This is a genomic window from Vibrio aestuarianus, from assembly GCF_012395185.1.
Lineage (GTDB): Bacteria > Pseudomonadota > Gammaproteobacteria > Enterobacterales > Vibrionaceae > Vibrio > Vibrio aestuarianus.
This window is the reverse complement of the sequence record NZ_JAAZTU010000006.1, coordinates 1-25471: the sequence shown is the minus strand read 5'-3', so window position 1 is coordinate 25471 and position 25471 is coordinate 1. Positions and strand designations below refer to the sequence as shown.

General features: G+C 43.0%; 20 protein-coding genes, 1 pseudogene, 1 riboswitch and 1 other annotated feature. Of the genes and pseudogenes, 6 read left to right on the top strand and 15 right to left on the bottom strand.

Annotation, left to right across the window (positions count from 1 at the left end; genetic code table 11):
- Window positions 1–24: 24 nt before the first annotated feature.
- A complete protein-coding gene (locus HGG78_RS03920) occupies window positions 25–1722 on the bottom strand; it encodes a GGDEF domain-containing protein (RefSeq protein ID WP_172532140.1) in 1698 nt (565 codons plus the stop codon).
- A gap of 178 nt (window positions 1723–1900) precedes the next feature.
- The gene (topA, locus tag HGG78_RS03915) at window positions 1901–4528 is read right to left on the bottom strand and encodes a type I DNA topoisomerase (RefSeq protein ID WP_053309983.1); all 2628 of its coding nucleotides are present in this window, start codon (window positions 4526–4528) and stop codon (window positions 1901–1903) included.
- A gap of 644 nt (window positions 4529–5172) precedes the next feature.
- Between topA and HGG78_RS03910 the strand changes: the two genes are divergently transcribed.
- Window positions 5173–5421, top strand: a complete 249-nt coding sequence (locus tag HGG78_RS03910; RefSeq protein WP_053309984.1) for a YciN family protein — start codon at window positions 5173–5175, stop codon at window positions 5419–5421.
- Window positions 5422–5477: 56 nt separating this feature from the next.
- Here HGG78_RS03910 and aroA read toward each other — a convergent pair whose 3' ends face one another.
- On the bottom strand, window positions 5478–6758 hold the full coding sequence (gene aroA / locus HGG78_RS03905; protein ID WP_053309985.1) for a 3-phosphoshikimate 1-carboxyvinyltransferase: 1281 nt from the start codon (window positions 6756–6758) through the stop codon (window positions 5478–5480).
- Window positions 6759–7104: 346 nt separating this feature from the next.
- Here aroA and aat point away from each other — a divergent pair, with 346 nt between their 5' ends.
- The 3 genes from aat to infA all read left to right on the top strand — a co-directional run bounded on the left by aat (window position 7105) and on the right by infA (window position 8822).
- Complete coding sequence (aat, locus tag HGG78_RS03900) at window positions 7105–7821, top strand: leucyl/phenylalanyl-tRNA--protein transferase (protein ID WP_172532139.1); 717 nt, start codon at window positions 7105–7107, stop codon at window positions 7819–7821.
- 2 nt (window positions 7822–7823) lie between these two features.
- Window positions 7824–8522, top strand: coding sequence for an arginyltransferase (locus HGG78_RS03895; RefSeq protein WP_168522451.1), 699 nt, complete (start codon window positions 7824–7826; stop codon window positions 8520–8522).
- Window positions 8523–8603: 81 nt separating this feature from the next.
- Window positions 8604–8822 carry a translation initiation factor IF-1 gene (gene infA / locus HGG78_RS03890; protein ID WP_001040192.1) on the top strand — a complete coding sequence of 73 codons (219 nt, stop codon included), beginning with the start codon at window positions 8604–8606 and terminating at the stop codon, window positions 8820–8822.
- Window positions 8823–8922: 100 nt separating this feature from the next.
- Here the strand turns inward: infA and clpA are convergent.
- Together clpA and clpS are read right to left on the bottom strand one after the other, a co-directional pair.
- Window positions 8923–11197: pseudogene (clpA, locus tag HGG78_RS03885) on the bottom strand (ATP-dependent Clp protease ATP-binding subunit ClpA).
- Between the two features lie 42 nt (window positions 11198–11239).
- Window positions 11240–11560, bottom strand: coding sequence for an ATP-dependent Clp protease adapter ClpS (gene clpS, locus HGG78_RS03880; RefSeq protein WP_053309989.1), 321 nt, complete (start codon window positions 11558–11560; stop codon window positions 11240–11242).
- 483 nt (window positions 11561–12043) lie between these two features.
- On the opposite strand from clpS, the gene cspD reads away from it, so the two are divergent.
- Complete coding sequence (gene cspD, locus HGG78_RS03875; protein WP_053309990.1) at window positions 12044–12265, top strand: cold shock domain-containing protein CspD; 222 nt, start codon at window positions 12044–12046, stop codon at window positions 12263–12265.
- Between the two features lie 69 nt (window positions 12266–12334).
- On the opposite strand, the gene HGG78_RS03870 is transcribed toward cspD, so the two are convergent.
- Complete coding sequence (locus HGG78_RS03870) at window positions 12335–14560, bottom strand: NADP-dependent isocitrate dehydrogenase (RefSeq protein WP_172532138.1); 2226 nt, start codon at window positions 14558–14560, stop codon at window positions 12335–12337.
- A gap of 360 nt (window positions 14561–14920) precedes the next feature.
- Here HGG78_RS03870 and HGG78_RS03865 point away from each other — a divergent pair, with 360 nt between their 5' ends.
- Window positions 14921–15604, top strand: a complete 684-nt coding sequence (locus tag HGG78_RS03865) for a pseudouridine synthase (RefSeq protein WP_172532137.1) — start codon at window positions 14921–14923, stop codon at window positions 15602–15604.
- 50 nt (window positions 15605–15654) lie between these two features.
- On the opposite strand, the gene hisIE is transcribed toward HGG78_RS03865, so the two are convergent.
- The 9 genes from hisIE to HGG78_RS03820 all read right to left on the bottom strand — a co-directional run bounded on the left by hisIE (window position 15655) and on the right by HGG78_RS03820 (window position 24828).
- Window positions 15655–16290: a bifunctional phosphoribosyl-AMP cyclohydrolase/phosphoribosyl-ATP diphosphatase HisIE gene (hisIE, locus tag HGG78_RS03860; RefSeq protein ID WP_172532136.1), complete on the bottom strand. Its 636-nt coding sequence runs from the start codon at window positions 16288–16290 to the stop codon at window positions 15655–15657.
- On the bottom strand, window positions 16287–17060 hold the full coding sequence (gene hisF, locus HGG78_RS03855; RefSeq protein ID WP_053309994.1) for an imidazole glycerol phosphate synthase subunit HisF: 774 nt from the start codon (window positions 17058–17060) through the stop codon (window positions 16287–16289). Before hisF ends, hisIE begins: the two co-directional genes overlap by 4 nt.
- Complete coding sequence (gene hisA, locus HGG78_RS03850; RefSeq protein ID WP_168780609.1) at window positions 17042–17779, bottom strand: 1-(5-phosphoribosyl)-5-[(5-phosphoribosylamino)methylideneamino]imidazole-4-carboxamide isomerase; 738 nt, start codon at window positions 17777–17779, stop codon at window positions 17042–17044. The genes hisF and hisA overlap by 19 nt, the downstream gene beginning before the upstream one ends.
- A 12-nt stretch (window positions 17780–17791) precedes the next feature.
- On the bottom strand, window positions 17792–18418 hold the full coding sequence (gene hisH, locus HGG78_RS03845) for an imidazole glycerol phosphate synthase subunit HisH (RefSeq protein WP_172532135.1): 627 nt from the start codon (window positions 18416–18418) through the stop codon (window positions 17792–17794).
- Window positions 18418–19491, bottom strand: a complete 1074-nt coding sequence (gene hisB / locus HGG78_RS03840; protein WP_053309997.1) for a bifunctional histidinol-phosphatase/imidazoleglycerol-phosphate dehydratase HisB — start codon at window positions 19489–19491, stop codon at window positions 18418–18420. Before hisB ends, hisH begins: the two co-directional genes overlap by 1 nt.
- Window positions 19492–19609: 118 nt before the next feature.
- Window positions 19610–20650 (bottom strand): histidinol-phosphate transaminase, encoded by a 1041-nt coding sequence (gene hisC / locus HGG78_RS03835; RefSeq protein ID WP_172532134.1) that lies wholly within the window; start codon window positions 20648–20650, stop codon window positions 19610–19612.
- A 2-nt stretch (window positions 20651–20652) separates the two neighbouring features.
- Window positions 20653–21948 carry a histidinol dehydrogenase gene (gene hisD / locus HGG78_RS03830; protein ID WP_053309999.1) on the bottom strand — a complete coding sequence of 432 codons (1296 nt, stop codon included), beginning with the start codon at window positions 21946–21948 and terminating at the stop codon, window positions 20653–20655.
- Between the two features lie 5 nt (window positions 21949–21953).
- Window positions 21954–22850 carry an ATP phosphoribosyltransferase gene (gene hisG, locus HGG78_RS03825; RefSeq protein WP_053310000.1) on the bottom strand — a complete coding sequence of 299 codons (897 nt, stop codon included), beginning with the start codon at window positions 22848–22850 and terminating at the stop codon, window positions 21954–21956.
- A 56-nt stretch (window positions 22851–22906) separates the two neighbouring features.
- Window positions 22907–23043: a sequence feature (His leader region), on the bottom strand.
- Window positions 23044–23232: 189 nt separating this feature from the next.
- On the bottom strand, window positions 23233–24828 hold the full coding sequence (locus tag HGG78_RS03820; protein ID WP_172532133.1) for a Na+/H+ antiporter NhaC family protein: 1596 nt from the start codon (window positions 24826–24828) through the stop codon (window positions 23233–23235).
- A gap of 116 nt (window positions 24829–24944) precedes the next feature.
- Window positions 24945–25128: riboswitch (Lysine riboswitch) on the bottom strand.
- Window positions 25129–25471 lie beyond the last annotated feature (343 nt).

Genomic DNA, 25471 nt, shown 5'->3' with positions numbered 1-25471 from the left:
CGATACAAATCCCAATATGTCTGGCTAAGCCACATGACTTCCTTCTTGCCAGATATAGACTTGGCATTCTTTAGACTGCTTTGCCATATAAAGTGCGGTGTCAGCTTTAGCCAGAGCCTCTGTGATAGAACACCCTCCGTTTATCAGTGCCCCACCAATCGATAAGTCAATTGATGTTGAATTTTCTGCGCCCACGCTATTTGATGAAAGCTCAGTTAAACGTTTCGATAGTGCTAACAGACTGTTATAGCTATCACTTCTGACTACGATAAGAAATTCATTATCGGCCCAGCGGCCAGCAGAATCATATTCTCTTATTGCCAAATTTATGTTGTCGGTAACCTGTATGAGTTGTGAGTCAGTGATGACACACTTATCATTCTGAGCAGTCGTGCCATATTTTCCAATATCTATCCAAAGTAATCCAAAATGACTATTTTCTCGTTTTACTCTGGCTAATTCACTTTTAATCTCAGCTTCCATCCCTTTTTTATTGAGTAGTTGAGTCAAAGGATCAATGGTAGAGAGGTGATCGAGAGCAGAGGTTCTTATTGCCACTAATCGGTCAATATTAGCTTGTCCATGAAGGATTCCCTTGGTTAGTTTTTCGATAAAGCGCATCACCTCCCCGATTTCAGAATGTGGTTTATAAGTAAATTGAATGGGGTAGTCTTGAGTGCGGTACTGCTGTGCTGCCTTAACAAGGCGAGCGAAAGGACGTAGAAAGGTTAGCTCAATGACCAGCCAAATAGTGAGCAAAAATCCAACAAGCGTTAAGAGTAAAACACAACAAAGTAACGTGACATTCGTCGATGCCAACAAGCTATCCATATTAATAAAGGTAACCTCAAACCAATTCAGTGGCTTAATGTAGTTGATTGAAACCAAGGAATTACTGTCATTGTAGTCAACCAGTAGTGCGTTTGGCTCTGCTCCATTTTTTTGGGCTTTGATAGCCTGCACAACGTGAACATAATCATTAGGATCTTGGATAAAAGCCGACAGTGGTTTACCTTGAACTTTGCTTTTGAAATCGTCAGAAAATTGAATATTTGCATCTCTGATGAGCTGTACATTTAGTAACTCATCCACAAACAATGTATCAACCCCAATCGCATTCTCACGGAAGAGCCCGTCCATAAATGGTTCTAATGACAAACCGGTACCCACAATGCCGAGAAACTGACCATTTTTAATGATTGACTGGTTGATCCATAATTTAGTTATGCCTAAATGATGATCGTGATTGATGTTGACACCAAATGGTGCTGCTCGCTGTTTATGCTTAAAATACCACTGATCTTCAGCTTGCTCTGGATTCAAATGATAACGCAGCAAACTCGCTGACTCGCGTATATTCTCCGTTGAATTAAAGTAGTAAGCTAAATTTGAATCCAGAGCAACGAAAAAATTTTTGCTGAGCAACTGCCAGCGAAACTGTTCTAATGTATCTGTAGCTACGTCAATATAGACTGAATCTTCGGCATTTTCCGCCCATGTAATGATATTGGGATGCAAAGAAACCTGACGAACCAGTTCGACCTCTCTAATGATAGGGTCTAGCGTGTTGTTTGAACGGTAATGATTAACGACTTGGGAGTATTGATGCAGTAGGCCAATTGAAAACGCTTGCAAATGTGTTTTAACCAAACTCCACCCTACCACAATAAGTAGTAATGCAATCAAAGAAAAAACCACTAAGAACTTTCTTCTAATAATCATTTCTGGCCAATCTGATTAATTTTCAACCTATCAATAACCATTTGGCATCAGAATGTCAAAAAAATGACTACATTTTTTAATTAATATTTTTAATAATTGAAACAGATCAAATAATCAAGGCAAATAAATAAGGCAGCTCGAAAGCTGCCTTATTTTGGTAACGGTTGACACCATCACTCTATTTCTTTGAGTTTTTTCTCTTATCTGTCACTTCCCACTGCCCATTTTCATACAATGCAGTCCAACCCGATGGCTTACCATCAGTCTCAGTACGTACATAGTGCTCTTTAGACTTACGACTAAAGCGCACAACGGCTGGAAGACCATCCGGGTCATGGGTTGGAGCTGTGGTCAGATATTGATACTTATCTGTTATGCGATCTTTAAATCGAACTAACTCTTCAACTAATGGCGCACGAGTTTCGCGAGATTTAGGGAAATTACTGGCAGCAAAGAACAAACCCGCAGCACCATCACGCAATACAAAATAAGCATCTGAATTTTCACAAGCAAGCTCAGGGAAATGAACTGGGTCTTCTTTCGGTGGTGCCACTTCACCGCTTTTTAAGATCTTGCGCGTATTCTTACAGTCTTCGCTAGTACAATCCATATACTTACCGAAACGACCATTTTTGAGCACCATGTCAGAGCCACACTTGTCACACTCAACTACGGGGCCATCATAACCTTTTACTTTGAATTCACCATACTCAACGATATAGCCTTCACAATTCGGGTTATTACCACAAACGTGCATTTTCCGCTTATCGTCAATTAAGTAGGCGTCCATCGCCGTTTCACAGATTGGGCAACGTTTCTTAGCACGTAGCGCTGCTGTTTCAACGTCTTCTTCCAGAACGTTGATAACACCATCTTCGTCACCAAGGTTAATGGTTGTCTTACAGCGCTCTTTTGGTGGTAATGCATAACCTGAGCAACCCAAGAATACACCTGTCGAAGCGGTACGAATCCCCATTGGTCGTGAACATGTTGGACACTGAATATCCGTCATCACGATATGGTTAGGTCGCATACCACCTTGCTCTTCATCTAACTCTGCAGCTTCTAAGTCAGTGGTGAAATCATTAAAGAAGTTATCAAGTACATCTTTCCAATTTGCTGAACCTACCGCTACTTGGTCAAGTTTTTCTTCCATGCGGGCGGTAAAATCATAGTTCATCAAATCATTAAAGCTGGCATCAAGACGGTCGGTGACAATCTCTCCCATCTTCTCTGCATAGAAACGGCGCTGTTCTACTTTCACATAGCCACGATCTTGAATTGTTGAAATGATCGATGCATAAGTCGATGGTCGACCAATACCACGTTTCTCAAGTTCTTTAACCAACGCAGCTTCCGTGTAACGTGCCGGTGGTTTAGTGAAATGTTGTTTTGGATCGAGCACTTGCAATGCTAGTGTATCCCCGACCTTCACTGGTGGTAAGATCTGGTCTTCATTCTTACCCATTGGACGTTGAACACGCGTCCAACCATCAAACTTAAGAATGCGTCCTTTCGCTTTAAGCGTAAAATCAGCAGCCTTAACACTGACCGTGGTTGAATCATATTGTGCTGGCGTCATCTGACAAGCCACAAACTGATTCCAAATCAAGGCGTATAATTTATGAGCATCCGCTTCCATGCCTTGTAGATCATCAGTTTTGACATCCACACTGGACGGGCGAATCGCTTCGTGCGCCTCTTGAGCGCCTTGTTTGCTTCCGTAAACCAGTGGATTTTCTGGCAGATAAGCTTGTCCAAATTCATTGCCAATATAACTACGCACAGCCTCTACCGCTTCACCACTCAAATTCGTCGAATCGGTACGCATGTAGGTAATATAACCCCCTTCATACAGTCGCTGCGCTAGCATCATGGTTTTCTTAACACCATAACCTAAGCGCGTGCTCGCCGCCTGCTGGAGTGTCGAAGTGATAAAGGGAGCTGAAGGTTTACTGCTTGTTGGACGATCTTCACGCTTACAAACCTCGTAAGCCGCTTTTTCTAAGATAGCGACAGCCGCTTTGGTTTCCGCTTCGTTAACAGGTTTGAAAGCAACACCATCTTTCTGGGCAACAATTAAGCGAAAATCTGTTTTGTCTTGTGTCTTTGTGTCAGCGTGAATATCCCAAAATTCTTCAGGGATAAAAGCATTAATTTCGCGTTCACGTTCAACCAGTAGTTTTACTGCAACGGACTGAACTCGACCTGCCGACAAACCACGAGCGACCTTTTTCCACAACAACGGAGACACCATAAAACCCACAACGCGGTCCAAAAATCGTCGAGCTTGTTGTGCGTTGACACCATCCATATTCAACTCACCTGGAGTCTCAAATGCTTGCTGGATAGCATTTTTCGTGATTTCGTTAAACACCACTCGTTTATATCGCTGTTCATCGCCACCGATGATCTCACGAAGGTGCCAAGCGATGGCTTCTCCTTCGCGGTCCAAATCGGTTGCGAGATAAACGTAATCAGCATCTTTGGCTAATTTTTGCAGCTCAGAGACAACTTTTTCTTTCCCTGGCAAAATTTGATAATTAGCTTCCCAACCATTGTAGGGATCGATACCCATCTTCTTAATCAGAGAATTACGATCTTTTTCGCTTTTTAAACGTGCTTTTTCTTCAGCACTCAAATTCTTAGTAGAGGTAGGTGCTGCTTTCTTTGCGGTACTTTGACCGGCAGTAGGAAGATCACGGACATGTCCAACGCTCGATTTAACAACAAAATCTTTACCAAGATATTTGTTGATCGTCTTAGCCTTAGCTGGCGACTCCACTATAACGAGTGATTTACCCATAATTGACTCAAATGTCCTTAATCACTATGCGACCAGTAAATCGCATGACGTTCTAAAATATTGCTTCTTTTTTTACTATCGAGCCAGTTAACAAGAAGATCAACATGTTTTTGAAAAAATAAAACTCAACTGTTCGACAATTCACCAAAACGCGTTCACCATTTGTGTGCTGGCGTTGAGCTATTACCGCCTACTCATCCAAATGCAAAGCTGTGAAACAAACCTAAATAATTCAGGCTTACTTACCATGGCTATTGCATTGTTTATACCCAAACAACTTGAAGTTGCAGGTAGGCGGCAAGTGAGTTCATCCCCATGAGCATAGATAAACTATGTGATTGGGGTGAGCGAATGTAGCCAACACCGCTGCAACTTCAAATAGGAAGGGTATAGCTAGTTCAAGATTTCATGCTACAGATTGCGCGCACATACTAAAGTGAGTGCTGCGGGTTCGCGAAATTAAACTGACGAAATATGCAATAAATCACAAATTCTCATGTTTTGAGAAAAAACGATTACTACGCGAGCGCTTTAAGCAAGTAGTAATACTGATATTTTTCCACGATTTTCTATTTAAGATCATTGAAATTAACTCGCTTTTTGCGGCACTATCCCGTTGCAAATCCACTCATAAGGCATTCAACATGAGCGACAAACAATCTATCACCGAATTTGATTTACTACTTATCGCCAATCAGATCATTCAACAACATGATAGTTACATTGAGGGAATGAGAGCTGAAAGTGTAGAAGAGAAAGATGGGGTACTGGTATTTAAAGGTAATTATTTTTTAGATAACAACGGGCTGCCTACTGCCAATACAACGGCGGTGTTTAATATGTTTAAGTACCTAGCGCTGAATCTATCGAAAGAATTTACACTGGCTAAATAAGCTAGACCATAAAAAATAAATACAAAGCCTCAAAAGAGGCTTTGTGGAAAATACATTTAGTGACTTAAACCCGAAAATTTATCAAAGTAATCAGGGAAGGTTTTAGACGTACACTTAGGATCGTTAATCGTCACTGGCGTATCGCTCAGAGCGACCAACGAAAAACACATTGCCATGCGGTGGTCATCATAAGTATCAATCGCAGCATGCGTTAACAACGTTGGTGGTGTGATAATGATGTAGTCCTCACCCTCTTCAACTTCTGCACCAACCTTACGTAATTCAGTGGCCATAGCAGCAAGGCGATCCGTCTCTTTAACACGCCAGTTGTACACATTACGAATAGCGGTTGTACCTTGAGCAAAGAGTGCCGTTGTCGCAATAGTCATTGCTGCGTCAGGAATATGGTTAAAATCCAAATCAACGGCGTTTAATTGGCCGCGACGCGCAATTACATAATCGTCTCCCCACTCGATCTCCGCTCCCATTTTTTCTAAGGCATCAGCGAATTGAATATCGCCTTGAATACTGTTTTTACCAATACCCGTCACCTTGATTTCACCGCCTCGAATCGCAGCTGCGGCAAGAAAATAAGAAGCCGAAGAAGCATCACCTTCCACCAAAAATTGCCCTGGAGATTGATACGTTTGTCCGGCAGGAATGACAAACTGTTGGTAGTTATTATTGACAACTTTAACACCAAATTGCGCCATGATATGCAGTGTGATATCGATATATGGTTTTGATACTAGCTCACCTACGATATTAATGGTGACGTCACCTTCGGCAAGTGGTGCTGACATCAAAAACGCGGTCAAAAACTGGCTAGAAATAGAGCCATCGATAGCCACGCTACCCGCCTTTAGACCAGTAGCGGTGATTTTAAGTGGAGGAAAGTGCTCGTTCTCTAAATACTCTATTTGTGCGCCGGCTTCCCGTAAGGCATCGACTAAATGACCAATTGGACGCTCTTTCATACGCGGCTCGCCCGTTAAAACAAACTCACCTTGTCCTAAGCATAGTGCGGCCGCTAAAGGACGCATTGCCGTTCCCGCATTGCCTAAAAATAGTTCGGTTAACTGAGAAACGCTAAATGGCTTACCTAGGCCTTCCACTTCACAGACGGTTTTATCCTCAGATAATCGATAAACCACCCCTAATTTGGTCAAAGCGTTTAGCATATGTCGAATATCATCACTATCGAGCAAATTCGTTAGCGTGGTGGTGCCTTTGGCAAGAGCGGCTAGCAAGAGCGCTCGGTTTGATACACTTTTAGAACCGGGTAAGTTGACTTCCCCATTCATTTTTTTAATTGGTTTTAAGGTAAGGCTTTCCATTAATGTTGTGTTTCCTTGCATCCCCCAAAGTCTTCCTGCGCACTTTGAGACGATGAAAATTCTTCGTACTTGCAGCCTATCTAAAAATAAAAGTGAACTCCAGCATAAATATGCTCTTTTCGACCTTCTGATCACTCACGATAAGTGGACCAATCAAACTCATGAATAAGCTCAGCAGTTAAAGCTAACTGCCAATGATTAATTGGCCAAACGGCAATTTGACGTTGAGGCTAAAACCATCACAAAATCTCCCCCCACCGGCAACCATTGGCAAACTATCAAAAAATCAATACTATTCTGACTAAACATCCCCATTTTACTTCCCTTAACAGGTGTCGGATTTAGCATGACCATTTATCTTCCTCAACTGGAACTTGATGACTTCTCGTTTCCCTCACCTTATGAAGCCTTGCAAGAACCAAACGGCCTACTCGCATTTGGTGGTGACTTACAACCACAACGTATATACAGTGCATATCGACAAGGTATTTTCCCTTGGTATGGACCGGGAGAACCCATTCTTTGGTGGAGCCCTTCACCCCGTGCAGTGTTTGACCCAAAATCCTTTACGCCAGCAAGAAGCGTAAAAAAATTCCAGAAAAAACATAACTATAAAATCAGCATCAATCACGCAACGCAAGACGTCATCACCCAATGTGCCAAGCTGAGACCCGCAGATCAAACATGGTTAAATTCAGACATGAGAAAATCGTATCTTGAGCTGTCGAAATTAGGACTCTGTCATTCGGTTGAGGTATGGGATGACTCAGAATTAATCGGCGGTTTGTATGGAATACAAGTGGGGCGACTATTTTGTGGCGAGTCGATGTTTAGTATCAAAACAAACGCATCGAAAATTGCACTTTGGTATTTTTGCCAACATTTTCAGTTACATGGTGGTCAATTGATAGATTGCCAAGTCATGAATCCCCACTTACTTTCTTTGGGGGCTGTCGAATTACAACGCGACGACTTTCTTAAATCCTTGCTATCTTTTAGAGATGAGTCTTTGGACAAATGCTGCTTTATTCCCCAATGGCTTACCTTATCAAGTGAGGGATAACCATGAGTTCGGAACTACACCAAATACGTATTGGTTTAACCAACAACCACCCTTGTAGTTATTTAAAAGATCGACAAGAACGAGTGGCCGTGGCACTCGACCCAAGTATGCAATCTCCAGATAATTATGAAGTTTTATTGGCTAATGGCTTTCGTCGCAGTGGTGATACCATTTATAAGCCTCATTGTGAAAGCTGCAATTCATGTCAGGCATTGCGTGTATCGGTTAACGAATTTAGTGTTTCAAATAGCCAAAAACGCCTGTTGAAAAAAGCGTACTCTTATCGATGGCAACTCAAAACAGAAATGGATGAAGGCTGGTTCAACCTTTATGCTCGTTATATTGAAGCAAGGCATCGTGATGGCAGCATGTTTCCACCTAAAGACGCCGAATTTCAACAGTTTTCGAGTTGTGAGTGGCTCAATACTCAATATCTGCATATCTACCAAGAAAATAAATTAGTAGCTATTGCAGTGACTGATATTCTCAGGCACAGTGCCAGCGCTTTTTATACCTTTTACGACCCAGACGCGGATATATCCTTAGGTACACTAGGCGTTCTATTTCAACTTCAATATTGTCAATCAACCGGTAAGCAGTGGTTATATCTGGGTTATCAAATTGATGAATGTCCGGCGATGAACTACAAAGTGCGCTTTCAACGCCATCAAAAGCTAGTAAATCAACGTTGGCAAGGGTAGAATACCGCCCAACTTTACATATTTATATTTTAACGGCAGAATGCGTCCGTTAAAAATCGCCAAGTTTCTAAAGAGGATTAAATGGCTAAAGAAGACGTAATTGAGATGCAAGGCACTGTCCTTGATACTCTTCCAAACACAATGTTCCGTGTTGAGCTAGAAAACGGTCACGTAGTTACAGCTCACATCTCTGGTAAAATGCGTAAGAACTACATTCGTATTCTTACTGGTGACAAAGTAACTGTTGAGATGACTCCATACGACCTATCTAAAGGCCGCATCGTCTTCCGTGCTCGTTAATCGCTGATTTTCGAACACAACAAAAAACGGAGCTAATTGCTCCGTTTTTTGTTGTCTATCAATAGGAAAGCATTGCTACTTTCCTAAAGACTATGCCGCATTAGTGCACCGCTTCCTCACGTGAACCAATGTATTTAAACTTGAGTTCATCACCCTCCAAGTCGACTTTAACGGTACCACCTTCAACCAATGAGCCAAACAACAGCTCATTAGCTAGAGGTTTTTTCAATTTATCTTGAATCACACGCCCCATCGGACGAGCACCCATCTCCTTGTCGTAACCCAAGGTTGCTAACCAATGACGAGCATCTTCTGAAACCTCTAAGGAGACGCCTCTCGCATCGAGTTGTGCTTTGCAGCTCAACAATAAACTTATCAACCACCTGGTGAATCACACGCTCATCTAAGCTATTAAACCAGATGATGTTATCTAGACGGTTACGGAATTCTGGGGTGAAGACTTTCTTAATTTCAGCCATGGCATCAAAACTGTTGTCTTGCTGAATCAAGCCAATGGATTTTTTCACCGTTTCCGCTACACCAGCGTTGGTCGTCATCACTAAAATAACATTACGAAAATCTGCTTTGCGTCCATTGTTATCTGTCAGCGTGCCATTATCCATTACTTGTAATAACAAGTTAAAGATATCTGGGTGCGCTTTTTCAATCTCATCCAACAACACCACTGAATGAGGATGTTTAATCACCGCATCCGTTAACAGTCCGCCTTGGTCATAGCCAACGTAACCCGGAGGTGCGCCAATCAATCGGCTAACTGAATGGCGTTCACCATATTCAGACATATCAAAACGCAGTAGTTCGATACCCAACAATTTAGACAACTGAACCGTCACTTCTGTTTTACCAACTCCAGTCGGGCCTGCAAACAGAAACGAACCAACCGGTTTGTTCTCGGCTCCAAGACCTGCACGGGATAGCTTGATCGCTTCGCTCAAAACATCAATAGCAGGATCTTGACCAAAAACCAGCATTTTCATTTTTTGATCAAGGTTTTGCAGAGTATCTTTATCAGAAGAGGATACGGATTTCTCTGGAATACGCGCCATTCTCGCCACCATGGCCTCGATGTCTGCGACACCGACCGTTTTCTTACGACGACTTGCAGGAGCCAGTCTGGAACGTGCACCCGCTTCATCAATAACGTCAATCGCCTTATCTGGTAAATGACGTTCATTAATGTATTTAGCCGAGAGCTCTACCGCTGCGCGTAATGCTTTATTGGTATAACGAACTTCATGGTGTGCTTCGTATTTGGGCTTCAAGCCCATCAAAATTTTAGTGGTATCGTCCAGTGATGGTTCCACCACATCAATTTTTTGGAATCGACGAGACAAAGCACGTTCTTTCTCAAAAATATTGTTGTACTCCTGATACGTCGTTGAACCAATACAGCGCAACTTGCCACTACTGAGTAATGGTTTAATTAAGTTAGCCGCATCAACTTGGCCACCAGAAGCAGCCCCCGCACCAATAATCGTGTGGATTTCATCGATAAAGAGTATTGCATCCTCTTCTTTTTCAAGCTGTTTTAATATGGTTTTGAAACGCTTTTCAAAATCACCGCGATATTTTGTTCCCGCTAAAAGTGAACCGATATCCAAAGAGTAAATAATACTATTTTGAATAATCTCAGGCACCTGCCCTTCAACTATTCTCCAAGCAAGACCTTCAGCAATCGCCGTTTTACCGACACCGGCTTCACCCACTAGCAATGGGTTATTTTTGCGACGACGACAAAGCACTTGAATGGTACGTTCAAGTTCTTTATCACGACCAATCAGTGGGTCAATCAAACCCTGTTTTGCAAGCTGGTTTAAATTGCTGGCAAAACTTTCTAAACGTTCATCAGAACCAACCTCTTCAGCAGCTTCACTGCCAAATGATTCTGAAGATGCCGAATCTTCACCATTGGCACCAGACGTTTTTGTAATGCCATGTGAAATGTAATTCACAATATCTAACCGGCTGATATCGTTTTTCTTCAATAGGTAAGCAGCGTGAGATTCTTGCTCGCTAAAAATCGCGACTAATACATTCGCTCCGGTGACTTCATTGCGACCAGATGATTGGACATGAAACACAGCTCGCTGAAGAACACGTTGAAAACTGAGTGTTGGTTGAGTTTCTCGACTTTCGTCGCTTTCGGGAATAAGAGGAGTCGTTTGATCGATAAAAATATCAAGCTCTTGGCGCAACGCATCCAAATCCGCTTGACAGGCTAATAATGCCTCTCTGGCTGCATCATTTTCTAATAATGCGAGTAGGAGGTGCTCGACGGTCATGAATTCATGTCTTTTGTCTCGCGCTCGAGCGAACGCGCCGTTTAGACTCGACTCTAGTTCTTTATTAAGCATAAGTACCTCCTTAAGGATCTACTTTGTCGTGCAAGCAAATGATTAAGCTTGCTCCATAGTACAAAGTAGTGGATGCTCATTTTCCTTTGAGTACAAAGTAACTTGCGCTACCTTGGTCTCTGCAATTTCAGCACTGTATGTGCCACAAACTGCTTTCCCTTCATAATGTACCTTGAGCATGACTTGCGTTGCTTTTTCAATATCTAGTGAGAAGAATCGCTCAAGGATTTCAATCACAAAGTCCATTGGCGTGTAATCGTCATTGTTAAGGATTACGTTGTACATTGCCGGTGGCTTAATGGCTGTCTTCTCACGCTCCAGAAGATCTGAGTCTGGAGTCACCCATTCAAAATTTTTACTCATGATGACCGCATTTAGAGTGTTTCTCTACTTAGAGTGTTCTCTGCATAGTGTAACTGTTGTGCCTCTCAGTAACTGTTTTGCCGTTCACATCAGTAAATGTTTTCGACACAGTTGAAAAACAACCCTTAGTTAAAGACTAATGCAGCAATTGTATCGCTGCAAATAAAACATTGCTATTCAGATCGAGCCTAGATGTAATTGGCTAAAATTACAGCAGAAATACAGCATCTATATTAAAAATTTATGGACTTACCCTGCTTTTGTTCGTTACGGAAATGTAATGCTTAAAAGTGATTTGTTTGCAAATATGTCGAATATTATACATTTTGCCTATTGACTGAGCGAAATCATTGGCTACATTGGTCAATTAGTGACTAAAAATTTGGCAGCGTCTGAATTGATATTCACTGATAGAGTCACATTTTTTGGATAGGTGTCTCGTCAATAACATCAGTAACTAAAATGCAATTAAGGATGTAAAGCATGGCTACAGGTACAGTTAAATGGTTTAACAACGCAAAAGGATTTGGGTTTATCTGCCCAGAAGGTGAAGATTCCGATATTTTTGCTCATTACTCAACAATTCAAATGGAAGGCTATCGCACGCTTAAAGCGGGGCAACAAGTTTCTTATGAAGTTGAAGAAGGCCCTAAAGGATATCACGCTAGCGCTGTTGTTCCCATTGAAGGTCAACTCGCAAAATAATCGCTGCCAATACGTGTATTTGATTAAAAAACCCGCCAACTGGCGGGTTTTGTTGATTGTGGATTCGCGTTATGCACCAATAATGTCATTCAACGTTTTACTTGGACGCATTAAGGCCGACGCTTTTTCAAACACTGGCAAATAATAACCACCAAGGTCACCCGCGATACCCTGAGCTTCGTTTAGCTCAGCAATAATCGCTTGTTCGTTTGCCACCAGTTTCTCCGCAACTGGAGCAAATTCTGCTGCTAATTCAGCATCATCGCTTTGCTGAGCCAAAGCCTCCGCCCAGTAAGTCGCCAAATAATAGTGACTACCGCGGTTATCTAACTCGCGCACTCTGCGAGAAGGCGACTTATTCATATCTAGAAATTTACCTGTCGCTTTATCTAGAGCGTCAGCAAGAACTTTTGCTTTTGCATTACCAGTTACGATACTCAAATGCTCTAGAGAAGCCGCTAATGCTAAAAACTCACCCAAAGAATCCCAGCGTAAATGGTTCTCTTTTTCCACTTGCTGTACGTGTTTTGGAGCAGAACCACCAGCGCCTGTTTCAAATAAGCCACCACCGTTCATTAAAGGAACGATAGACAACATTTTTGCTGATGTTCCTAACTCTAGAATCGGGAAAAGATCCGTTAAGTAATCGCGCAACACATTACCGGTTACAGAGATGGTATCCTTGCCCTCTTTAAGGCGCACAAGCGTAAACTGTGTTGCTTCTACAGGTGACAAAATTTGAATATCTAAGCCTGATGTATCGTGGTCAGCTAGGTAAAGTTTTACTTTTTTAATTAGCTCACGATCGTGTGCACGCTGCTCATCAAGCCAGAAAATAGCTGGAACTCCCGTCGCACGGGCACGAGTCACTGCCAATTTCACCCAATCTTGAATCGGTGCATCTTTAACCTGACACATGCGGAAGATATCACCCTCTTCTACACTTTGTTCAAGTAAAACCTTACCTGAAGTATCCACTACGCGTACAGAACCTGCGGCATCAAGAATAAAGGTCTTATCATGAGAACCGTATTCTTCTGCTTTTTGAGCCATCAAACCAACGTTTGGCACACTGCCCATGGTCGTTGGATCAAACGCGCCATGCTGCTTACAAAAATCAATAACGGTTTGATAAACACCTGCATAGCAGCGGTCTGGAATCATCGCTTTAGTATCTTTTTGCTTACCGTCTGGTCCCCACATTTGACCTGAAGAACGCAACATAGCAGGCATAGAAGCATCGACAATAATATCGCTTGGTACGTGCAAGTTGGTAATACCACGATCAGAATCTACCATCGCAAGCGGTGGCTGTGTTGCGTAAACGGCCTCAATTGCCGCTTCAATTTCTTCTTTCTGTGCTTGAGGAAGGGATTGGATTTTCGCGTAAACATCACCTAAACCATTGTTTACATCCACACCTAAGCTGTCAAAAAGATCACCATATTTTGCAAATACGTCTTGGTAGTAAACTTTAACCGCATGACCAAAAATAACCGGATCAGACACTTTCATCATGGTTGCTTTCATATGTAAAGAAAGCAACACATCTTGCTGTTTAGCTGTTGCAATTTCTTTCTCAAAAAACTCAACCAAGGCGGTTTTGCTTAACACTGAAGCATCAATAATTTCTTTATCTAACAGTGCAAAGTCTTTCTTTAGAACTTTAGTTGTACCATCATTACCAACAAACTCGATCTTAACTTGCGTATCACCGTTGATGGTGACCGACTTCTCTGTACCAAAGAAATCTTTTTCTTCCATGCTTGAAACATGCGACTTAGATTGCGCAGACCAAGCTCCCATTGAATGTGGGTTTTTCTTAGCGTAATTTTTTACTGAAAGTGGCGCACGACGGTCTGAGTTGCCTTCACGCAACACTGGGTTTACTGCACTGCCTTTAATTTTATCGTAAGTTGCTTTAATGGCTTCTTCTTCGTAAGTACTTGGCTCTTCAGGATAATTTGGCAGAGCGTACCCTTTCGCCTGCAGTTCTTTAATCGCCGCTTTGAGTTGAGGTACTGATGCTGAAATGTTTGGCAACTTAATAATATTTGCTTCTGGCTTGGTCGCCAGTTCGCCTAGCTCAGCCAATGCATCGCCAATACGCTGTTCTTCTTTTAAATGCTCAGGGAAGCTAGCAATGATACGCCCTGCCAGTGAGATATCTCGAGTATCAACGTTGATGCCTGACGATGCGGTAAAAGATTGAATAATCGGCAATAATGAATACGTTGCTAATGCTGGTGCTTCGTCAGTAATGGTATAGATAATTGTAGGCTTTTCTGTAGGCATGAAATTTCCCTATTTTTTACTCACAGCGTTACTGGATAAAATAACGCTGTATGAATGTCTGCGTCTAACTGGTAGTGCATCCACATAGCTAGATCACGATCGTGTTACTCTTTTGAATATTGCATCGAATTTCGTTGAGCATGATTCGATTTTGCTCGCTGAGTGAAAGTCTCCGCTTCACTCATTGACAATAATAACCAAATGAAAATCGAGTGACTTCAGTATAATTAAACAAAACGGAGATAATAGTCTATTATCTTGTGCATCAATCCGCTTTTTTGGCGCGCAAATGATAGCCTAAATCCAAAGTTCAGAAAACTTTCAAACACAGTTCATTTACATTTTTGCAAGGTAGTTAACATGTCATCCCGCTTGCGCAGTGATTTCTCCTCTTCATCTCGATCTTCTCGTTCTTCTAATTTAAAACAGCGTGGCCAGCAAAAAAGGCGTCCGGCGGCGGCAAAAGCACCCTCAGATAACACTAAAAAACGTGTTTCAATTTCCGAACGCAAAATCATTATCTTCAACAAACCTTACGATACCTTGAGCCAGTTTACCGATGGCGAAGGTCGCAAAACACTCGCTGATTTCATCCCGGTTAAAGATGTCTATGCCGCAGGGCGATTAGATAGAGACAGCGAGGGATTAATGGTTTTAACCAATGATGGGATCTTGCAGGCTAAATTAACCCAGCCGCAATCGAAATCGCCAAAGACATACTGGGTACAAGTGGAAGGAGAGCCTCTGCAAGCTGACTTAGATAAACTGCGTAATGGTGTAGAGCTAAAAGATGGGATGACCCTCCCCGCCGTTGTGGAAATCATAGAACAGCCGCAGCTTTGGGAGCGTAATCCTCCAGTTCGTTTTCGCGCTAATATCCCTACTACATGGCTTGCTATCACCATAATCGAAGGCAGAAACCGTCAAGTAAGGCGAATGACCGCCAATATTGGCTTTCCGACTTTACGGCTCATTCGCTATTCATTGGGAGAAATGACCTTGGGCGATTTACAGCCCGGCGAATGGAAAGAAATTACTCTATAAATCTTTTCAAACAAAAAATGAAGCCTCTTGTCATAAGAGGCTTTAATTCGTTATTTATGGCGTTCTTTAAGCTTATTTATCACATCACTGAGCGATAATCCTTGGTCTTGCAGCAGTACTAACAAGTGATAGAGCAAATCTGCTGATTCACACACTAATTCCGCCTTATCGCCCGACGTCGCCGCAAGCGCAACTTCAACACCTTCTTCGCCCACTTTCTGCGAAATACGCTTGGTTCCCCGAGCGTAAAGGCTGGCAGTATAAGAGGAGTCTGGGTCGGCACTCTTGCGGGCAGCCAATAGCTGCTCAAGTTGATGAAGCCACACCATTTGTGACTCTTCTTGTGTGTCCGCATCCCAGCAGGTTGTCGTACCGGTGTGGCACGTTGGCCCAATAGGATCCACTTTCACCAGCAGCGTATCGTTATCGCAATCAAGAGCCATATTCTTCAGTTGTAATACATTGCCTGAAGTTTCACCTTTGGTCCAAAGGCGCTGTTTAGTTCGTGAGAAGAAGGTCACCTGCCCTGTTTGTGCGGTTTTTTGCAGCGCCTCCTGGTTCATGTAACCCATCATCAATACTTGGCTAGACTGAAAGTCTTGCACTATAGCCGGTACTAAGCCTTCGACTTTGTCCCAATCAATACGTTCAGAAAGTGCTGCTGCACTCGATACTTCAAAACTCATCGTCTTACCTCTACACCTTCTGCTTTCAAATACTGCTTCAATTCACCAATGTTGATGATCTGCTTATGGAATACTGATGCCGCGAGCGCACCGTCGACATTGGTTTGCTGATAAGCTTGCGCAAAATGCTCCATTGCACCAGCACCACCCGATGCTATCAAAGGTACGCGACACACTTCACGCACCATCTGTAATTGCTCTAAATCATAGCCATTACGCACACCATCTTGGTTCATCATGTTCAACACGATTTCACCTGCACCACGGTTTTGTACTTCTTGTACCCAATCTCGGGTTTCCCACTTTGTTGCTTTGGTGCGAGCTTCATCGCCAGTAAATTGGTAAACTTGGTATTTACCAGTTTCTTTATCGAAGTAAGAATCGATGCCAACTACGATGCACTGCACGCCAAATTTATCAGCTAAATCGGTGATCAGCTGTGGGTTAGCTAATGCTGGGGAATTGATGGAAACCTTATCAGCACCAAACTCTAAAATACGAGCGGCATCTTCAGCCGACTTAATACCACCAGCCACACAAAATGGAATATCAATCACTTCAGCAACGCGTGCAACCCAACTTTTATCAACGACTCGACCATCACTTGAGGCGGTAATATCATAAAACACCAACTCGTCTGCGCCTTCTTCGGCATACCGTTTAGCTAGCGGTACGATATCACCAATAATTTCGTGGTTGCGAAACTGAACCCCTTTCACCACTTGTCCATCACGAACATCCAAACAAGGGATTATGCGTTTTGCCAACATGCGAATGCCTCCTCTGCGGTGAACTTGCCATCGAGTAAGGCTCTACCGACGATCACACCAGCAACGCCGCTACCTTTTAGCGCTTCAATATCGGCCAAACTGCCGATACCACCCGATGATTGGAATTGCACTTGTGGGTATTGCTTGCACAAATCTACATACAACTCAACATTTGAGCCAGTTAACGTGCCATCACGGGAGATATCGGTACACAATACGTGTGTCAAACCCACCGTCAGATAATCATCGATCAGGGCTTCAATCGTTACACCTGAATCTTCTTGCCAACCTGAAATGGCCACTTTACGTGTACCGTTTTGATCAATGTTGATATCAAGCGCTAGCACAATTTTTTCTGCGCCATATTTTTCCATCCAACCTTTGACCAATTCAGGTTGTTTTACTGCAGTGGAACCAACCACGACGCGTTGCGCTCCCGCGGCTAATAAATCAACCACATCTTGCTCATTTCTTACTCCGCCACCAATTTGGATATTGGCAGGAGTGCTTGCAAGTAGTTTGGCAATCAGATCAAGCTGACGTGCTGACGTGTCTTTTGCTCCAGTCAAATCGACAAGGTGCAGCCAGTTGGCTCCGGCTTGGTGGTAGAGGTTAAATTGCTCTGCGGGGTCGACCTTATATTCGGTGACTTGGCCATAATCGCCTTGAAACAAGCGAACGACTTGGCCTTCAATTAAATCTAATGCTGGAATAATCATGTGTAATTCCCTTTATAATTCCAAGAAGTTCTTAATCAACGTTGAACCTGCTTTTGATGAGCGCTCTGGATGAAATTGTACGCCATAATAGTTACCGCTTTGCAGCGCGGCGGTAAAAGGTTTGCCGTATTCACATGCTGCAATGGTGTACTCACCAACTGGCATAGCAAAACTGTGTACGAAGTAGAAATACTCATCCTCTTCGATACCTTTAAACAGCGGGTGCCCAGCTTTGGCGCTGACCGTATTCCACCCCATATGCGGCAGCGGTAAATCTCCGGTATCCATTAAGCGAACTTCACCATCACACAAGCCTAAGCATTCCACTATCTCATTGGCTTTTTGGCCTTTTTCTTCGGATAATTTGCCTAATAATTGCATCCCCAAACAGATGCCGAGTAACGGCTTTTCAACTTGCTTAACCAAAGCGATCAAGTCTCGCTCTTGCAAGTTTTTCATCGCTTCGCTTGCTGTTCCCACCCCTGGCAAAAAGAGTTTATCTGCGGCTAGCACTACACTTGGTTGCTTTGATGTGGTGACAGGGTAACCTAAACGTTCAATAGCAAACTTAACCGAAGAGACATTGGCGCATCCCGTATCGATGATAACAACTTTTTGTTTTTCACTGGCTAACGACATTAAAGCACCCCTTTACTGCTAGGAAGTTCATTGCCTTCTACTCTAATCGCTTGGCGTAACGTACGGCCAAAGGCTTTAAACAAGCTTTCAATAATGTGGTGATCATTCTCACCAGTTGAAGAGAGATGCAGCGTGCACGCTAAAGTGTCCGTCAGTGAGCGGAAAAAGTGATACACCATTTCTGTAGATAGGTCCCCGACTTGTTCACGACTGAATGTTGCATCAAATTTAAGGTAAGGACGCCCTGACAGATCGAGCGCACACTGTGCCAAACATTCATCCATCGGTAATGAGAAACCAAAACGACCAATTCCACGTTTGTCACCTAGCGCATCTTTTAAGGCTTGTCCTAGCGCCAAAGCGGTATCTTCAACCGTGTGGTGATCATCGATGTGTAGATCACCATTAACACTCAACTTAAGTTGGAAGCCACCGTGAGTTGCTATTTGATCAAGCATATGGTCAAAAAAGCCCAATCCGGTTTCAATTTTGTTGTTACCACTTTCATCCAAATTCACCGCGACCTTAATGTCAGTTTCCTTGGTAGTACGTACTACTTCCGCAGTGCGAGCGTTGACCGTTAACGCTTTTAGAATCTCACGCCAGCCCATGGTTTGCGGGTGATATTGAATGCCACGAATCGCCATATTTTCAGCAAGTTGAAGATCCGTGGTGCGGTCGCCAATCACAACTGATTGTTGAAAATCTACCTTACCCGCTTGCAGGTATTCTTTCACCATACCCAATTTAGGCTTACGACAAGTGCAGTTATCTTTTTCGAAATGTGGACAGATCAACACATCATCAAATTTAACGCCTTGTGATTCAAACACATCCATCATCATATTATGTGGTGCATCAAAATCATCCTGCGGGTAGCTATCGGTACCTAACCCGTCTTGGTTTGTCACCATTACCAGTCTATACCCTGCCTCTTGCAGAGCCAGTAGACTTGGGATGACATAAGGTTCGAATTTGAGTTTGTCTAAGCGATCCACTTGAAAGTCGACCGGCGGCTCAACAATTAAGGTGCCATCTCGATCAATGAAGAGAATTTTTTGCTGCTTGCTCACGGGAATATCCTTTTCTATTGACCTATAACGTTTTATTCATCGTCATAGGCTTATTGTTTATTATTTCTCTGCCGCAACGTGTTTTTATACAAAGTGGCGACTAGTTATACCCAATAGGTTATTGGTAATAATTACGAATAAACGCGAGCGTTTTTTCACACTCTTCTCGATTACCCACACTGATTCTGACGCAGTCTTGGATCGGCGAATTTCGCAAGATAATCCCGTGCCCCCAGGCGGCTTTAAATAGCGCATCACCATCTGGGAATTTCACCAGTAAATAGTTGCCCCAACCTTCATAGACGGTCAAATTAGGCACCATATATAAACCAGCCTGTAGATATGCACGGTTCGCATTGAGATCCAATACTTGGAATTTAGCGCGAGCAAGACCAGCTTCAGACAGTGCCTGAATCGCTATTTCAGCGACAGGAACTGGCACAGGGTAAGGAGCAATCACTTTTTGTAATACGTCGATCAATTCTTTATTGGCTAAGGTAAAACCACAACGCAATCCAGCCAGTGCAAATGCTTTAGATAAGGTGCGCAAAATTGCCAAATTCGGATATTTCGCTAATAAATCAACGGTCGATGCCTCTGGACAAAAATCAATATATGCTTCATCCATCACCACAATGGCGCGATCTTTTGTCATCTCCAATAGCGAAATGATGTCGTTACGCTCAACCAAATTACCAGTTGGGTTATTTGGACTACAAACAAAAACGAGCTTCACATTATCCAAATTGGCAGTAATCGCATCCAAGTCAAGCTGCCACTCGTCTGTCAAAGGGACAACTTTACGCTCGACGCCAATGGTCTCTGCGCTAATCGCATACATACCGTAAGTCGGTGGACAGTATAAAATCGCGTCTTCGTTAGGTTCACAAAAAGCGCGGATCAACAGCTCGATACCTTCATCAGCACCACGTGAAGTGAGTACTTGTTCAGGTTTTACTCCCGCATAAGCCGCATAAGCGTCAATCATTGCTTTAGGTTGGCAATCGCTATAACGATTCAAGCGTGCGAAGTCTGTTTTGTATTCATTATTGAATGGAGATTCATTAGCGTTAAGCCAAACATCTCCTGTGCCACCAATACGGCGAGCTGACAGGTAAGGTTTTAATGCCTGAATCTGTTTACGAGCCAGTTTTTCCATGATCATTTCACCTTCTGCAATTTTTCGACTCGAATGGTTACCGCACGTTTATGGGCATCCAAACCTTCAGCTTCAGCCATCGTTACAACCGTTGGTGCAAGCAGTTGAAGCCCATCAGCGCTAAGTTCTTGCACTGTCATTCGCTTACTAAAGTCGGCCAGACCAAGGCTAGAATAAGTGCGTGTATAGCCGTAGGTTGGCAGCACATGGTTTGTACCTGAGGCGTAATCACCTGCCGATTCTGGCGACCAATCACCTAAGAAAATTGAGCCGGCATTATCAAGTAATGGCAACAACTCACGCGGGTTACGTGTTTGAACAATTAAGTGCTCAGGACCGTAATAGTTAGAGATAGAAACCGCTTGAGTTAATGATTCGGCAATTATGATCAAACTTGAAGCAAGCGCCTTTTCTGCGATAGCAGCACGTGACAACTCTTTTAGTTGCTTTTGTACCGCATCGGTGACTTGGTCTGCGATTACTGGCGATGGTGTTACCAGTACCACTTGAGAGTCGGGACCATGCTCGGCTTGGCTAAGTAAGTCTGCGGCAATAAAATCGGCATCGGCCGTTTCATCAGCAATTACAAGCACTTCTGAAGGACCCGCTGGCATATCAATGGCTGCACCACGAAAATCATTACTCACTTGGCGCTTTGCTTCTGTTACGTAGGCATTACCGGGGCCGAATATTTTGTCTACTTTAGAGACCGACTCTGTTCCATATGCCATTGCTGCAATCGCTTGACCGCCACCAACGTTATACACTTCATCGATATTGCATAACTTAGCAACATAGAGGATCTCATCTGCAATCGGTGGCGGTGAACAAAGCACGACTTTTCGACAACCTGCGATTTGAGCAGGAACGCCCAGCATCAAAACCGTAGAAGGAAGTGGTGCGCTGCCACCTGGAATGTATAATCCGACAGTATTGATAGGACGCGTTACTTGCTCGCAGACGACACCTGGTTGCGTTTCGACTTTGATTGGCTGTGGGCGCTGCGCTTTGTGAAACTTAGCAATATTGGCATAGGCTTGCTCTAATGCTTGCTTCATTTTGTCAGACAAGCGCTCTGAAGCGGCATCTATCTCTTCGCTCGACACTCGAATTGAGCTCGGTTTTACACGGTCAAACTTCTCTGTTAGCTCCAATAATGCCGCATCACCGTCGGCTTTCACTTTAGCGATCACCTCATTGACTGCAGCGGTAATGTTTACACCTTCGGCAATGGCTGGACGCTCCAAAATCGAATCTTGTTGAGTTTCACTCAATGATTGCCAAACAACTGTTCTCATCGTGGTTACTCCATCATCTTATCGATAGGTAGCACTAGAATGGAGCTTGCACCTAGCGCTTTAAGACGCTCCATCGTTTCCCAAAATAAATTCTCAGTGCTCACGACATGAACTGCCACGCGGTTTTTCTCAGCAGACAGAGGAAGAACCGTCGGGTCCTCAGCGCCAGGAAGAAGATCTTTGATTGCTTCTAATTGATCAACAGGAGCATGTAGCATGATGTATTTCGATTCTTTGGCTTGAATCACACCTTGCATACGCGTCAGTAAACGCGCGATCAGTGCTTGTTTGTCTTCCGTAAATTCACCTTGACGTTGAATAAGTGTCGCTTTGGATTGGAAAATTACCTCGGCTTCTTTAAGACCATTAGCTTCTAATGTCGCACCAGTTGAAACCAAGTCTGCAATCGCGTCAGCTAAGCCAGCGCGAGGAGCGACTTCAACTGAGCCTGTTAGCACACAGGTACTGAAATCAATGCCCTGTTTGTCCATATAGGCTTTCAGAAGTTGTGGGTAAGTCGTGGCAATGCGTTTGCCGGCTAAATCTTGAGGGCCGTTATATTGCTCATCTTTATTAATCGCAATAGATAAACGACAACCACCAAAATCAAGGCGACGTAGTGGTACAAATTCGCTTGGCTTGTTTTGTGATAGACGCTCTAAACGAACCTCTTCTAATTCGTTTTCACCGATAAAACCCAGATCAACGACACCGTCCATTACCAATCCTGGAATATCGTCATCACGTACAAGTAACAAATCAATTGGCATATTCATTGAGTGAACCACTAAACGCTCACCCATGATGTTAAATTTGACACCACATTTTTTCAGTAAGTCTTGGCACTCTTTACTCAAGCGACCTTTTTTCTGGATTGCGATTCTTAAGCGTTGTGTTTGCATGACGATTTCCCTATGTACAATTTATTGAATTTATTTGAATTTTAATTAAGCCGAAAATGAAAAAACCCTCGGGAGATTTGTGGTCTCCCGAGGGTTTTAATCTAAATGCTTTGACTTAACCACCGAGAGTTTCCTGCCTCCCGGGTATGCGTACACCTCCCCGAAAGATTATTTAGGGTGATGATGGTGATGAATGTTCATTACAAAATTACGCATACTTATGAGCCCTTGATTGGCTTACTGTCTTGCATCCACACTAACTAAGCCAGTCTGTTTTTTCAACCAAAAATTTAGTTTTTTTTCATCTTTCGTAAAAATACTAGTTAACACATTAAAAAAGGGAAGTTTTACCTTCCCCTATATTAATTTTTCATATTAAAAACTATGCATTTTCATAATTCGTAATTTTTGAACGAGATAAAGATGCAAGCACTAAACATACAATCACAAAGGCAACCGAAGCGGCACTAAAGGAGATCAGTACCGACGCCGTCATACCTAACACGACAAAACCGACACAAGAAACCAAGGCAGTTGCTAAAGCGTAAGGAAGCTGTGTGGATACATGGTCAATATGATTACAACGAGCACCTGTGGATGACAAAATTGTGGTGTCAGAAATCGGTGAACAGTGGTCACCAAACACAGAACCCGCAAGTACAGCACTTAGCATAGGTAGCATAAGCGCAATGTCTGTAGCTCCCGCCATGTCACCCGCTATCGGTAACATAATCCCAAACGTACCCCATGAGGTACCTGTAGAGAATGCCATCAGACCGGAAAGCAAAAACAAAATAACAGGCAACCAGTGAGGATTGATGTTGCCTTGAACAAGTGAAGACATGTAAGCGCCAGTCTTCATATCGCCAATGACAGAACCGATCGTCCAAGCGAAAACCAAAATTAGAATGGCACCAAACATAGACTTAGCACCAATCCACAATGTTTTCACAACATCAATCATTGGTAACTGTTGCTTAAATACCGTAAAGAGTGCCATTGCCAAGCCGACTAGACCGCCATAAATAAGCGAAGTGCCTACATCTGTATTTTCAAATGCACCAAACAAGTCAAAGGCTTTGCCATCGGCAGCCAATGATTGACCACCTGTGTATAACATCGCTGAAATAGTGGCAATAATAAGAAGTACAATTGGCAAAATAAGGTCAGATACTTTGCCGTGTTCGCTTTCTTTGATGTCTAGCTCTTCATTTAAATCATGAGCTTGTTGGCTATCATTATCATCATCAAAGCCACGACCTTGAGAAGCTTCCATTTCGTGTTTGCGCATTTGGCCAACATCCAACTGGAACCAAACCACAGCAAACACCATCAGCAAAGCGAAAATAGCGTAAAAATTCATTGGCACTAGACGAATGTATGCACCCAGCGCTGAATATTCAGTGATACCATGAGAAACAAGAATGCCACCAATGATAGTCATGATATAAGCACCCCAACTCGAAGCTGGCATCACAACGCACATCGGTGCTGCAGTTGAATCTAGAATATAAGCAAGCTTGGCACGAGAAACATAAAAACGGTCAGTAACAGGGCGAGAAATTGAGCCTACTGCCAAGCTATTAAAATAGTCGTCAACGAAAATAAACACACCCAAAAATGCAGCAAGCAATTTTGAACCGCGTTTGCTTTTGACTCGTACCTGCGCCCATCCAGCGAAGGCACGGGTACCACCAGACAATGTCAACAACGCTGTCATCATGCCTAATAAGAGTAAAAATCCGACAATACTCATATTCCAAGTATTGAGACCACCATCTTCCACAAACACACTAGCTACTTTAGTTACAACGTAGCTGCTACCATCGACTACCGAGTAATTGGTGAGTAGTAACGCGCCTAGCAAAATGCCGACACCAAGCGACACCAGAACACGGCGGGTAATAACGGCTAAACTCAACGCCACTAATGGCGGTAATAGCGATAAGGGAGATGATGCAAAATCGATTAAATTCATGATCTTCAAAAACCAGTAAGTAAATGGTCAGAGATCTACTGCAGACAAATTACGAGAAATCATTTCAACGCAATTAATGTTGAACTAAGCGAAAGGGAAGCGAACACTTCACCCAACCCTACAGTAGCGCTCCATAGTTTAACAAAATAATAGACTATGGCAGTGTTGTTCCTATTCGAATACAACCCCAGCGAGTAGTTTTAATATACACACTCACTTCGGCGACAAAACCTTTCACTTCTGCTCATTGGTATCACCCCAGCAAAAGTTACTCATTCCTATCGCGCCTCTACGTCAAAGAAAGTACAAAAAACCATTGTTAAGTCATTTTAACAACGATTCATTCCTTACTTCGCTTTAGGTGGTTGTCATTGTACTTAACAACAAACTCATTGCAACAGATGATCCAGTTTAAATTGGATCATTTCAGATCACACTGATAAGCAAGTGTTGACACTATTTTCATAAGTCGATGCAAGGTATATCACGAAGATATAATAAGAAAACAAATTTATCAGCGACTGAAAATAACATTGATAATCTTGTAATACCTGCTACTTAAGTATGAAACTGAAGAATCATTGGTTAGTTTCATATCTTTCACTTATCCCAATCTGACGTTGCCGAAGACTAGCCTAGTGTA